This is a genomic window from Niveispirillum fermenti, assembly GCF_052474395.1.
The window spans coordinates 1,209,760-1,222,776 of record NZ_CP156679.1 but is presented as its reverse complement, the minus strand read 5'-3'; the positions used below and the strand labels follow the sequence as shown (position 1 = coordinate 1,222,776).

At 64.3% G+C, this 13,017-nt stretch carries 12 protein-coding genes; 6 read left to right on the top strand and 6 right to left on the bottom strand.

The annotated features are described in order from the left end of the window. Positions 1 to 1,041: a LacI family DNA-binding transcriptional regulator gene (locus tag ABC728_RS09585; protein WP_416620287.1), complete on the bottom strand. Its 1,041-nt coding sequence runs from the start codon at positions 1,039 to 1,041 to the stop codon at positions 1 to 3. A 320-nt stretch (positions 1,042 to 1,361) separates the two neighbouring features. Here ABC728_RS09585 and ABC728_RS09580 point away from each other — a divergent pair, with 320 nt between their 5' ends. Then, on the top strand, positions 1,362 to 3,023 hold the full coding sequence (locus ABC728_RS09580) for a protoglobin domain-containing protein (protein ID WP_416620286.1): 1,662 nt from the start codon (positions 1,362 to 1,364) through the stop codon (positions 3,021 to 3,023). 86 nt (positions 3,024 to 3,109) lie between these two features. Here the strand turns inward: ABC728_RS09580 and flgH are convergent, their stop codons facing one another. The 4 genes from flgH to flgF are packed head-to-tail and all read right to left on the bottom strand — an operon-like array spanning position 3,110 to position 6,450. Beyond that, complete coding sequence (gene flgH / locus ABC728_RS09575; protein ID WP_416620285.1) at positions 3,110 to 3,877, bottom strand: flagellar basal body L-ring protein FlgH; 768 nt, start codon at positions 3,875 to 3,877, stop codon at positions 3,110 to 3,112. Positions 3,878 to 3,888: 11 nt separating this feature from the next. Further along, on the bottom strand, positions 3,889 to 4,869 hold the full coding sequence (gene flgA / locus ABC728_RS09570; protein ID WP_416620284.1) for a flagellar basal body P-ring formation chaperone FlgA: 981 nt from the start codon (positions 4,867 to 4,869) through the stop codon (positions 3,889 to 3,891). A 46-nt stretch (positions 4,870 to 4,915) separates the two neighbouring features. After that, positions 4,916 to 5,701 carry a flagellar basal-body rod protein FlgG gene (gene flgG / locus ABC728_RS09565; RefSeq protein ID WP_416620283.1) on the bottom strand — a complete coding sequence of 262 codons (786 nt, stop codon included), beginning with the start codon at positions 5,699 to 5,701 and terminating at the stop codon, positions 4,916 to 4,918. Positions 5,702 to 5,727: 26 nt separating this feature from the next. After that, complete coding sequence (flgF, locus tag ABC728_RS09560; protein ID WP_416620282.1) at positions 5,728 to 6,450, bottom strand: flagellar basal-body rod protein FlgF; 723 nt, start codon at positions 6,448 to 6,450, stop codon at positions 5,728 to 5,730. A 138-nt stretch (positions 6,451 to 6,588) separates the two neighbouring features. Between flgF and ABC728_RS09555 the strand changes: the two genes are divergently transcribed. After that, the gene (locus tag ABC728_RS09555; protein WP_416620281.1) at positions 6,589 to 7,116 is read left to right on the top strand and encodes a mismatch-specific DNA-glycosylase; all 528 of its coding nucleotides are present in this window, start codon (positions 6,589 to 6,591) and stop codon (positions 7,114 to 7,116) included. A gap of 38 nt (positions 7,117 to 7,154) precedes the next feature. After that, positions 7,155 to 7,472, top strand: a complete 318-nt coding sequence (gene fliN / locus ABC728_RS09550; protein WP_416620280.1) for a flagellar motor switch protein FliN — start codon at positions 7,155 to 7,157, stop codon at positions 7,470 to 7,472. Positions 7,473 to 7,816: 344 nt separating this feature from the next. Here fliN and ABC728_RS09545 read toward each other — a convergent pair whose 3' ends face one another. After that, positions 7,817 to 8,518: a Crp/Fnr family transcriptional regulator gene (locus tag ABC728_RS09545; RefSeq protein ID WP_416620279.1), complete on the bottom strand. Its 702-nt coding sequence runs from the start codon at positions 8,516 to 8,518 to the stop codon at positions 7,817 to 7,819. 110 nt (positions 8,519 to 8,628) lie between these two features. On the opposite strand from ABC728_RS09545, the gene ABC728_RS09540 reads away from it, so the two are divergent. The 3 genes from ABC728_RS09540 to ABC728_RS09530 all read left to right on the top strand — a co-directional run bounded on the left by ABC728_RS09540 (position 8,629) and on the right by ABC728_RS09530 (position 12,954). Continuing rightward, positions 8,629 to 9,354: a DUF502 domain-containing protein gene (locus ABC728_RS09540; protein WP_416620278.1), complete on the top strand. Its 726-nt coding sequence runs from the start codon at positions 8,629 to 8,631 to the stop codon at positions 9,352 to 9,354. A gap of 96 nt (positions 9,355 to 9,450) precedes the next feature. After that, the gene (locus ABC728_RS09535; protein ID WP_416620277.1) at positions 9,451 to 11,424 is read left to right on the top strand and encodes a multicopper oxidase family protein; all 1,974 of its coding nucleotides are present in this window, start codon (positions 9,451 to 9,453) and stop codon (positions 11,422 to 11,424) included. A 252-nt stretch (positions 11,425 to 11,676) separates the two neighbouring features. Beyond that, the gene (locus ABC728_RS09530; protein WP_416620276.1) at positions 11,677 to 12,954 is read left to right on the top strand and encodes an MFS transporter; all 1,278 of its coding nucleotides are present in this window, start codon (positions 11,677 to 11,679) and stop codon (positions 12,952 to 12,954) included. Positions 12,955 to 13,017 lie beyond the last annotated feature (63 nt).

Here is a 13,017-nt window from a genome sequence, read left to right as displayed (position 1 = left end):
TCACCGCCGGGCCGGCGGTGCGGTCGACCGGCGGATGACGACGTGATGGGGCAGGACGCGGTTGGCGGCCGGCGCCGGCTCCCCCGGCTGCCGCTTGCGTGTCAGGATGGATACCAGAATTTCCGCCGCCGCGTCGGCCAGTTCCTGGATCGGCTGCTTGACGGTGGTCAGTGGCGGCCAGACCATCTCGGCCAGTTCGATATCATCGAACCCCACGACCGACAGGTCGCCCGGCAGCGACAACCCACGGTCATGCGCCACCGAAAGCACGCCGGCCGCCATTTCGTCGTTCGAGGCGACGATGGCCGTCGGCGGTTCCGGCAGCGACAGGAGACGCCGGGCACAGGGCAGGGCCGACCGGTAGGTGAACCCACCCTGCTCGACGATTTCCGGATCGGGCTCCAGCCCGTATTCACGCAGCGCGTCGCAATAGCCGGAATAGCGCAATTGCGTGCCCGCATGATGTTCCGGCCCCTTGATGAAGCCGATGCGGCGATGGCCGAAGGCCAGCAGGTGCAGGGTCAGGTCGTTGCTGGCCGCCCGCTCATCGATGCGCACCGATGAGCCGCCCGCGCGCTCATGCTGCGGCGTGACGCGGACATAGGGGATGCCGGCGCGCTCGATGACGCCCAGAACGGTGTCGTTGTCGGTGACAGGGGCCGTCAGGACGACGCCGTCCAGGTTCAACTGGTTCAGCAGTTTGCTGACCCTCTCCTCCACGTCGTCGCCACGATAATCGATCTCCTCGATCAGCAGGTGATAGCCCTGGTCACGGAACCGTGTCAGCAGGCCCATCTGGATCTGACCGGTATAGGGCCCGCCCGGATCGCCATAGACATGGGCGATCAGATAGGATTTATCGCCCTTCAGGCTCTGGGCTGACTTGTTGGGCTGGAACTGCAACTCCGCCATTACCTTCAACACACGTTCGCGTGTTTCGGCGCTGACATAACGTTCATTGTTCATGACACGGGAAACGGTCTTGATCGACGCACCGGCGGCGCGGGCGACGTCAATGATCGTCGGCTTGCGGTCTGCCACGATAAAACACCTGTTGGACGAAGGTGGCGCTTTGGGGCCGGCAGGCCCGACCCCAAAATTTCACGTAATGAAGGGCATTTGCAAGTGCCGGTTAACGTTGTCAGGGCCGATCTGCGCTTGCAGCTTGGGGCCGCAATGGAATGATTGGCCCTGTATCAGGAAAATAATGCGTCAATATTCCGGGCTTGTACGGAATATATAAATCAAAATGCTAACCACCCAACCTATATCGACAATTGCGTTGTATCAATGCGACAGGGTGCCGCCCGTGGATAGGGTGCGCGCGACGAAACCAACCTTGCCGTTTCGGAGCCCCGGACATGCCCAAGGATTGCGCGACCGACACGGATGTTGTCGAGGAACGCCTACGCTTCTTCCGTCTTGATGGCGACGCTTGCGAATTGCTGCGTGCCATCGGGCCGGATATCGCCGCGGCCCTGCCCGCCATTACCGGAAATTTCTATGAAAGGTTGGCGCAGGAACCCGAACTGTCACCCCTGATCGCGGATGCGGGAAAGGTGGCGCACCTGACCCAGGCACAGGCACGGCATTGGGGCGCCTTGTTCAGTGGCCGCTTCGATGATGCCTATTTCGAGCAGGCACGGCGTGTCGGCCGCGCGCATGACCTTATTGGCCTGGCCCCGCGCTGGTATGTCGGCGCCTATGCGCATTTCCTGGAGCAATTGTTCGCGGTCGTTCTGGACCGGGGCTGGTCGCGGCCGCGCACCCGGGCTGCACTGGGGGCCGTCGTGCGGGCCAGCCTGCTCGACATGGAACTGGCCATTTCCACCTATGCCGAGACGGGAGAGGCCAACCGGCTGAAGGCGGAAATGCTGTCGCTGACCGATCGCATCGAAAGCGATATCGACGACACGGTAGCCGGCGTCGTGGAGGAGGCGGAGCGGATGGCGGCCGATGCCGACCAGCTTGGCCGCACGGCTTCCAGCCTGCGCGAGGCGGCATCGGTGATGGCGGCGTCGGCGGCCTGCGCGCTGGAGAATGTCCAGGCCGTGGCCGCCGCGACGGAGCAGTTGGAGAAAGCCAGCCAGTCCATCGCCGGGCAGGTCCAGCGCAGCACGGAAGTGACCGACGATGTCGCCCTGCGCGTCGGGCAGACGGCGCAAACCGTGGCCTCGCTGTCGGACGCCACGGCCCGGATCAGTGAGGTGGTCCGTCTGGTGCAGATGATTGCGGCACAAACCAAGTTGCTGGCACTCAATGCCAGCATCGAGGCGGCACGGGCCGGCGAGGCCGGGCGTGGCTTTGTCGTCGTGGCGGCGGAGGTGCGCAGCCTGGCCCGTCAGACGGAGGAGGCCATCGCCACCGTTTCCGGCCAGGCCAGTGATATCCGCCAGGTGACCGAAGCCACGGGTCATTGCGTGCAGGCCGTGGTGCAGGACATCCGCATGGTCGACGCCATCGCCGCAGAGGTAAGCCATGCCACGGGGCAGCAGCAGGAGGCCACGGCGGAAATCTCCCGCGGGGCGGTGTCGGCCGCGGCACAGGTGCAGGACCTGGCCTGCCGGGCCGACGGCATGCTGGACCATGCCCGCATCACAGGCGATACGGCGGCGCAGGTCCGCGAACTGGCCGGCCATGTGAACGACCGGCTGACAGGCCTGCGCCGCCGCGTGACGGAGGTGCTGCGCCATTCCTCTGCCGGCGATCGCCGCCGGACCCGCCGCGCGCCGGTTTCCCTGACCTTCGAGGCTGAATTCGCTGGTTGCCGCCTGCGGGGACGTACCGTGGACCTGTCGCTGGAAGGCTGCCTGCTGGATGGCAGCCACCCCGACCTGTCGCACGGATCGGAAGGGCGGGTGAGGCTGGTGGGGTTGGGGGAGGCGCGGGCCGTGGTGCGCGCCGTCAGCCCCGCCGGCCTGCATATCCGCTTTGCCGAGGTGCCGAGCAGTATGCAACTGGCCATCGACGGCCTGTTGCGGGCACCGGCACCGGCCCAACAGGCCGCACCCCGCCCCGGCTGACCGCCAGCGTCCGTGACGCGGGGGACACGGCATATTCTGCCGCCCGGTGGCGACGGCCACCGGGCTGGTGAAAAAAGGGTGGGGGATCAGAACGGGCTGATCGCCTCCAGCACCTGCTGGCCCCAGCGGGGCGCCTGCACATCGCTGATATGGCCGCGGCCACCATAGGAGATGCGGGCCTCGGCAATTTTTTCATAGGAAATGGTGTTGGCCGAGGTGATGTCCTCCGGCCGGATGATGCCGGTCAGGGTCAGTTCGCGCACCTCGTTGTTGACGCGCACCTCTTGCTTGCCGTTGACGACCATGTTGCCGTTGGGCAGGACCTGAACGATCAGGGCGGCCACCTGCATGTTGATCTGTTCCTGCCGCTGGATCTGGCCCGTGCCCGTGCTGTTGGACGTGCCGTTGGCACTGACCAGGCTGGCGGCCGACACCGTGTCGGGCAGGATGTTGTTGGTGCTGGCTTCCAGGCCGAACAGGTTGGGGATGCCCAGGCTGTCGCTGCCATCGCGGCTGCGGCTGGTATTGTTCTGCAACTGTGCCCTGTCGTTGATCTGGATGGTGACGGTCAGGATGTCCCCCACACGGCCGGCCCGCTGATCCTTGAAGAAGGCGCGGGCACCGGCCCGCCACAGGGAATTGGCCTGGCGGTCCTGCACCGGCGCATCGGGCATGGGCAGATGCACGGGGCGGTAGTTCGGTGCGCGGGATGGGTCCTCGATCCCCGACAGGGCCGGTGTCCGGCCCACGGCGGCCAGCTTGTCGGTGACGCAGCCGGTGGCCAGAAGCGCGGTGGCGGACAGCAGGGCCAGGGTACGAACGGAGCGGGCGATCGGCGCGGTACGGGCGGACATTTCGGTTCTCCTCAGCGGGCGGCGGTTTTTGCCATGCCCGTGGACGGGGTGATGGGGGCGGCGATCTGGCCGGCGGGCAGGACGGTCACCAGATTGGGGCCGGCCACGATCGCCTCGATCACTCTGTTGGAGGATGTATTCACAATCCGTACCAACTCGCCCATCGCGCCGTCCGTCAGCGCCCGCCCCGATGCCGTCAGCGTCATGACGGAGGATTGCAACTGGATCGTCACGGTCTGGCCACGTCCGACAACGACGGGTTCGCGCACGTCGCGGCCATTGACGGCACGGTTGGGCGCCACCGCACGGCGAAGGCTTTTCCCAATCATTTCAGAGACATCGGTGACGGTTCCCGCCTGGACCCGGTCCCGAGGCTGGCTGATATAGGTGATGTCTCCCTCACCGATCACCTCGCCACCGGCCATGCGGCGGGCCAGCACCGGCAGTTCCACCATGTCGACCACGCGGGCGCCGACGGTCTGGCGGATCTGCTCCGGCCCGGTGGCCGGGATCACGAGATCGGCCGTCAGCCGCGCGCGCTGGGCGTCATAGGCAAGTTTTTCCACCCGGACCGAGGCATCGTTGCCGGCCGGCAGAAAGAAGCTCAGCGTGCGATTATCCAGCAGCAGCTCGATCCCGTCCGCGGCGCCGGTGTCCAGCATGGCGTTGCGCAGCCCGTCCGTGATGGCCTGCGTCGTCACTTCCACAGAGGCACGCTCGACCTGTACGCGGTCCGCCCCGCTGGTGGCGGCCCAGCCGATGCCGTTGGCGGCGGCCAGACGTGTCAGGGTGGGGGCATCCAGGCCCGCCTGCCGCCCCGGCGCCGGGGCGATCATCACGGGCCGCATGGCCTGATCGGCCGTCAGCCCGTCGAACAGGTCCCCCAGCAGAATCTGGTCGCCATGGACCGTGGCGGCCGGCTTCAGCGTGGCGGCGACGGCGGGGCCGGTCAGCAGCGTGGCGGCAAGCAGCAGGGCGGCGAAGCGGATCATGGCGGGATCTCCCTGGGCGGGCTGGGTCGGTGCGGTCAGGTCGGGATCAGCGGAGCTGGCTGACCGACTGCATCATCTGGTCGGTGGTGGAGATGACGCGGGAGTTCATCTCGTAGGCACGCTGTGCGGTGATGAGCTGGGTGATCTCCGCCACGATGTTCACGTTGGAGGTTTCCACCGCCCCCTGCATGATGCGGCCGAAGCCCGGTGCGCCCGGCGGGCCTTCAATGGCGGCGCCCGATGCCGGGGTTTCCAGCAGCAGGTTGTCGCCGATGGCTTCCAGGCCGGCCGTGTTGGGGAAGGTGGCAAGCTGGATCTGGCCGACATTCTGCGGCTCGATCTGCCCGTCGATCTTGGCCAGCACCTCGCCGTTCGGGTTCACGGTGATGTCGATCGTGTTCTGCGGGATCACGATGCCGGGCAGCACCTGATAGCCATCGGCCGTCACGATGGTGCCCTCGGCATTGAGCTGGAGCGAGCCGGCGCGGGTATAGGCTGTTTCCCCGTTGGGCAGTTCGACCTGGAAATAGCCCTGGCCATTGATGGCCAGATCCAGCGTGTTGCCGGTGGGGTTGATGTTGCCCTGCTCGTTGATGCGGTAGATGGCGGCGGCCTTCACGCCCGTGCCCACCTGGATGCCCGACGGCACGATCGTGCCGGCGTCGGAGGAGGTGGAGCCGACGCGGCGCTGGTTCTGGTACAGCAGGTCCTGGAATTCGGCCCGCTGACGCTTGTAACCGGTCGTCGTCATGTTGGCGATGTTGTTGGAAATGGTTTCGACGTTGAGCTGCTGGGCCAGCATGCCGGTGGCGCCGATAGAGAGGCTACGCATGGTTCCGATCCTTCCTGCTGGCTTGCTTACTGAACGCGGGTGAGTTTGCCGATGGCGCCACGGATGCGCTCATGTTCGGTATCGATCAGTTTCTGGACGCTCTGGTAGGTGCGCAGCACATCGATCATCTGCGTCATCTCCACCACGCCCTGCACGTTGGACCCTTCGATGGCCCCCTGGCTGACCTCGGGCTGTGCCACGGCAATTTCTTCCTGGTTGGTCTCGTACAGCCCGCCGCCCAGTTCCATCATCCGCTGCTGATCGGCAAAGGTGACGACCTTGAGCTGGGCCAGGGGGCCGTTCTCGGTGCTGATGCTGCCGTCGCCGGCGATATGGACCTGGACGCTGTCGGCCGGCAGCACGATGCGCTGGTTGTTGGTGTCCAACAGCGGTAGGCCGGCGCGGTCAACGATCTCGCGATCGGCATTGAGCTGCAGGGCGCCGCCGCGGGTGTAGCGGGGGCCGGAAAGTGTTTCGAGAACGAAATAACCCTCGCCGCGCAAGGCGACATCCATCTCGTTATTGGTCACGTTCAACGGACCCACATCGACATTGCGCAGCAGGCCGTAATCCTGGACGAAGCTCATCCGGTCGCCCTGGCGGTCCGGACGCTCCAGATATTCCAGGAACAGCATGCGCTGCGACTTGAAGCCCGTGGTGTTCATGTTGGCGATGTTGTTCGACACCACTTCCAACTGCCGGCGCAGGACTTCCTGGCGGGACAGGGTGATGTAGAGTGAGTTTTCCATCGCTTCCACTTCCTCGTGACACGTGATGGCCGGGGCGGCCCTGTGTTCGGGAAAATGATAAGCAAGGGGCGTGCCATCCCTGGTGAAACGCCAGAATTCTGCGCTTTTCCATTGCGTGGAAGACGGGGGCGGCAAATAATGCCGGCCATCATGATCCTGCCCGATATCCTGGTTCCCGGCCTCCACCTCGTCTTTTGCGGTACGGCGCCGTCCCGTGTCTCTGCGGCGAAGGGCGCTTATTATGCCAATCCCGGCAATGCCTTCTGGCCGACGCTGGCACGCCTGGGCCTGGTGCCGGCAGGCTGGCGCGCGGCCGATTTCGACCGTATGAATGATTTGGGGCTGGGCCTGACCGACCTGAACAAGGTGGAAATCGGCAATGATGCCGACCTGACGCCGGATGGCTTCGACGTGCCGGGTTTCATGGAGAAGATGCGGCATCATCGTCCGGCCGGCATCGCCTTCACGTCCAAGAATGGCGCCCGGCTGTTCCTGGGGGCCGCCGCGCCGATCCCGTGGGGGCGGCAGCCGGTGGATTGGGAGGGGGTCGCCCTGTTCGTGCTGCCCTCTCCTTCCGGCCAGGCCCGCCGTTCCTTCTCGCTGGGCCCCTGGCAGGAGGCTGCCGCCTTTGTCGCTGCAAGACGGGGCCGGTCCGTGATAAGGTAGGGTCTACCTTCCACAGCGGCTTTTCCGGGGTCAGGGGCATGCCCGATCAGGACGATATCGATGCGATGTTCGGCGAGATGGCCAGCGGCGGTTCCGTCCGCGCCTTGCCCGAACAACAGGAAATCTCCGCCGTCTATGACACGGAAGTGGAGATGAGCGTCGTGCTCGGCACCTCCAACATCCGCGTGCGGGACCTGTTGAAGCTGGGCCGCGGGGCCATCGTGGAACTGGACCGTAAAATCGACGACCTGTCCGACATCGTTGTCTCTGGCCGGATGGTCGGGCGCGGCGAGGTGACCATCGTCGAGGACAAGATCGCCGTTACCTTCCGGGAATTTGCCCGCATCAATAATTGAGCGTATTGAACGGGCAGGCAGACTGCCGGGGCTGTGACATTTCCATTTGAATAGGGCGGCGGCCGTAACGGCGCATAGACGCGGGCTGGCTTCTGCCGCCCATTCATGACATCCTTGTCGTCCTGCCGACTGGCCAAAAAAAAGCCGGCTGCGGAAGCGCAGCCGGCAGAGATGAAGGGAGCCTCATAAGGAGGTAAAGTCCCTGACAGTTGCCCTAATGCAACGGTCAAGTCACTTTCTTATAATGCATCCCGGCGCTGTTTAAAAGCCTAAAAAGCGTTGCGGCGGTGTCACACACAAAAAAGTTCATATTTCAGCCGATGCACAAAACGCGGCCCAGCCCATCAGTCACCGCGCACCTCCTCCACCATCTCTTCCAGCCGGCCGAAATCGGGGATGATCAGGCTGTTGCCCTGGCGGATCACGATATTGTCGCGGGCCAGGTCGCTCATCACGCGCGCCACGGTTTCGCGCGTGGTGGAAACGCGGCTGGCAATGTCGGAATGGATGGGCACGGGCGTGATCTCCGCCGACCGGCCATCGGGCTTCAGCCCGGCCTTGGCCAGACGCAGCAATTCGGCATGCACCCGGTTGTTGGCGCCCAGTGTCGACAGGTCCATGATGCGGCCGGTGGAGGTGCGCACGATCTGGGCCAGGCGCCGCATGACGATGGCCGCCACGGTGGGGTTGTTGGTGACTGTTTCCAGGAACAGGCGCGGCGACATGAAGGCCACCAGCGTGTCGGTCAGCGCCACGATGCTGGCAGACCGGGAGCCGCCATCGATGGCCGACAATTCCCCCAGATAGCCACCCGATTCGATATCGTCGAAGGTGATTTCCCGGCCGGAAAGGGAATAGTTCACGACCCGCACCCGTCCTTCGACGATCAGGCAGACGTCGCGGCTGTCGGATGACCGGTCGACGATCTGTTCATGCGGGTGGAAATGCCGCCAACTGCATTGCCGCGCGATGGCGGCCCGCGCGTCGGATGTCAGGCATTGCAGAAGGTCGATCCGGTCGAGATTGGCGGAGGGGGAGTCGCTCACGTCGGGCGTCCGATGATTGGTTCCACAGGATTGTATATCTAGGAGCCGCGGCTGCAAACCGCTACGGTGTCGATCGAAAATGGTTCACGGGGACGAGAAGGAGAAACATCATGGCGAAGCAGGATGGCGGCGGAGAGGCCCAGCAGCGGCGGGGTCCGTTCTCCAGCTTCCATCTGACGCTGGGGGCCCGGCTGAAGGCCTATCTGCTCACCGGCATCCTGGTGACGGCCCCGATCTCCATCACGCTCTATCTGGCCTGGCTGGTAATCGACTGGGTCGACGGGCTGGTCAATAATCTGCTGCCGGCACAGTACCACCCGGACCAGTACCTGCCCTTTACCCTGCCGGGCCTGGGTTTGCTGATCATGCTGGCCTTTCTGATCCTGGTCGGCATGGGCTCTGCCGGTTTCGTCGGCGCGCTGCTGGTCCGGCTGGGGGAAGGTGTGGTGGGGCGCATGCCTGTGATGCGCGGCATCTATTCGGCCACCAAGCAGATATTCGAAACCGTGCTGACGCAGCAATCCGATGCGTTCCGCGAGGTGGTGCTGGTCGAATATCCCCGCAAGGACGCCTGGTGCATCGCCTTCGTCACAGGCGCGACGAAGGGGCAGTTGCGGCAGTCGCTGCTGGGTGCCGGCTATGATGATTGGGTCAATGTCTTTGTCCCCACCACCCCCAACCCCACGTCCGGGTACCTGATCTTCGTGCCGCGCAGTGATGTCCGCCCCTTGAGCATGAGCGTGGAGGACGGGCTGAAGGCGGTGGTGTCGGGCGGCATCGTCATGCCCAGCGACGACGTGCCGCCAGCGGCCGACACAAAGTCGTCAAGCGCGTAATTCAACGACATTAATCCCATCCTGGATTGTATATTGCCACTCCCGTAAATTGATGGTCATAGTACCAATAGGCCATCAATTCACGGGGGAATGGTGATGGGTGATCTTGGTATGGAGCCCTGGCGCGGCCGGAGCATCGCCATGGCGGCCTTGCTGCTACTGGCCGGCTGCGGCACGGCCACGGCGCAGCGTGCCGAACTCGTCCGGGAACTGGAACCGCCTGCGGTCCTGTCCGCGGTGCCGCAGCAGGCGCGCGATGCCGCCGACCCGCGCGGGTACAACCTGTTGAGCCAGGGGGCACTGGCAACAGCCATCCGGGCGGGGCGGGAACTGCATTACGACCTGCCCATCCAGTACACGACGGGCCGCATCTACAACCCCGCCACGGACAGCTACGACACCGTCTCGCTGCGATCCTATGGCGATGCCTTCATGGCTCCGACGATCGTGATGGATCCCGGCCAGACGGTGCGCATCAATCTGGACAACCGGCTGGACCCCGAACCGCTCTGCGGCCGGCAGCCCGATGGCCAGCCCATGCCCATCAACCAGCCGCACTGCTTCAACGATACCAACCTGCACAGCCACGGGCTGTGGGTTTCCCCGACGGGCAACAGCGACAATGTGCTGCTGACCATCAAGCCGCGGGTGAAATTCCAGTATGAATATAATGTGCCGGAGGATCATCCGGCCGGCACCTTCTGGTATCATCCGCACAAGCATGGATCGACGGCCATGCAGGTGGGCAGCGGCATGGCCGGCGCCCTGGTGGTACGCGGGTCACGCCCGCCCACGCTGGTCGGCAATGGCGATCTGGACACGCTGCTGTCCCCCTTCGCGCCTGCCGGTGGTGTCGCGGGAGAGGTGATGCTGATCCAGCAGATCCCTTACGCCTGCTTCAACAACAAGGGGGAAATCAAGACGGATGCCAGAGGCCGGTGGATTTGTGACAAGGGTGACATCGGCAAGGTCGAGAACTTCGCCGCTCAGTTCGACTTCCGCGCATGGAAGGCATCCGGCCGCTACACCATGTTCAATGGGGTGGTGCGCGGGACCGACACATTGCAGGCCGGGCAGCTTTATCGCTGGCGGCTGATCCATGCCGGCGTGGAGGAAACGATCAACCTGCGCATCCGCAAGGTAAGCAATCCGGCCCGGCGCCTGACCCGGATCACCAGCGCCCGCGACCAGGAGGCGGAGGTGAAGGGCCTGTGCGCCGGTGCCGATGTCACCCAGTACGAGGTGGCGGTCGACGGGCTGACCCGGCCGTCGATCTATGCGAAGACCGTCAACAACCTCCAGCCCGGCTATCGAAGCGATATTCTGTTCGTCCTGCCGGAAGCCGGGGATTACTGCGTCTATGACGACGCCGACCAGTCCGGCGACCAGATCGTCGACAATGACAATGCCAAGATCATCGGCTTCATCCGGGCCACCGGCCCGGCCAAGGTGGCCGACAGTGCCGCCTTCGTGCAGGAACAGCTCACACGGTCGGCCGATCGCCTGCCGCCGGATGTCGCCGCGATCGTCAAGGCCGACCTGAACGGCGCCGATGGCATGCGGCTGACCAAATACCTGCCCCATCAGGCGATCACCGAAGCGGAGATCGAGCGTTGGCAGAAGACAGGCGTGGACCCCATCGACATCGTCTTCAACCTGACCGATGAAAGCCCGTCACGGTACCTGATCAATGGGAAGGCCTATGATCCGGCGGTGATGAACCAGACGCTGCTGCTGGGGGCGGCCCAGGAATGGCGCCTGTCGTCGGACCGGGTCAGCCACCCGTTCCATATCCATGTCAATCCGTTCGAGATCATCTCCATCAAGTCCAAGACCACCGGACAGGAACTGACCGGCGGCATCTATGCCGGGATGAAGGGGACGTGGCGCGACACGATCATGACAGGCACCGATGCCATCATTACGATCCGCACCCGGTATAACCGCTATATCGGCAGCTTCGTCCTGCATTGCCACATCCTGGACCATGAGGACCAGGGCATGATGCAGAATGTCCAGATCGTGCTGCCCGGCACGGATGGCAAACCGGTGATGCCCGGTCATCATTGACGGACCGTGGACAGGGACCGGTCAACGTCCGTCCGGCGGCCTTCCTCCCCGGCTGCCGGCGTGACGTTGAAAGGGGCGGGTCGGCTGACCCGCCCCTTTTCCTTTCCGGTCAATGGCCGGCGCGGCACCAAATCCATCAGTTGACCACCGGTGTCATTGCAATTGACACCGGTTTCCATTAGGGTCTCTTCCTGCTGCGGCCGGGTTGCCGGCAAGCCCACGAATAATTTCGCGCAACAGTCGGGGGAAAGCATGGGAAGTGATACGGACGGGTCCGGCGTCAGGGTCGGGCGGGTCAGATGGGTGGTGGTGACGCTTCTGTTCTTCGCCATGATCATCAATTATGTCGACCGGCAGATGATCGGCGTGCTGAAGCCGACCTTGTCGGCGGAGTTCGGCTGGACCGAGTCCGACTATGCCGACATCATCTTCTGGTTCCAGTTCACCTATGCACTGGCCTATGTCGCCTTCGGCCGCATCGTGGACCGGATCGGCGCGCGCTGGGGCTATGCGCTGGCTTTCTCCATCTGGACCGTCGGCCATTTCGCCCATGCCGGGGCCAAGTCGCTGACCGGCTTCATCATGGCCCGCATGGTGCTGGGCGTGGGTGAGGGCGGCGGCTTTCCCGGCGGCGTGAAGGCCGTGGCGGAATGGTTCCCCAAGAAGGAACGCGCATTCGCGACGGGCATCTTCAATGCGGGCACCAACATCGGCGCCATCGTCACGCCGCTGGTGGTCCCGGCCATCACCATTGCCTATGGCTGGGAGATGGCCTTCATCATCACCGGTGTGGCCAGCCTGGTCTGGCTGCCGCTGTGGCTGATCTATTATCGCCGCCCGCGTGATCACAAGGCGGTGGGGGCGGCCGAACTGGCCCATATCGAAAGCGATCCGCCCGACACGACGGAAAAGATCGGCTGGCTGCGCCTGTTGCGCGTGAAGGAGACCTGGGCCTACGCGCTGGGCAAGTTCATGATCGACCCGATCTGGTGGATGTTCCTGTTCTGGCTGCCCGATTTCCTGGGCAAGCGCCATGGGCTGGACCTGATGAGCTTTGGCATCCCGCTGGTCATCATCTATCTTCTGTCAGATGTGGGATCGGTGGCCGGTGGCTGGCTGTCGTCCAGGATGATGCAGAACGGTGCCAGTCTGAACCGGGCGCGCAAGCTGTCCATGCTGATCTGCGCCGTGTTCGCCCTGCCGGTCGGCTTCGCGGCCTTTGCCGATCAGCTTTGGGTGGCCGTCCTGATCATCGGCATCGCCACGGCTGCCCACCAGGGCTTCTCCGCCAATCTCTACACATTGCCGTCGGATGTGTTCCCGCGTGCGGCGGTGGGATCGGTGGTCGGCATCGGCGGCATGATCGGTGCCTTTGGCGGCATGGCCATGGCCAAATATGCCGGTTACGTGCTGGACAAGATCGGCAGCTACACGCCGATCTTCGTGGTGGCAGCCTCGGCCTATCTGCTGGCGCTGGGCATCGTCCACCTGCTCAGCCCGCGCATGGAACCGGCAGTGATCAAGGACTGATACTATTTTGCAGTGATCAGAACCAATTGGTTCTGATCACTGCCCTCAATCGCCGGCGCCACC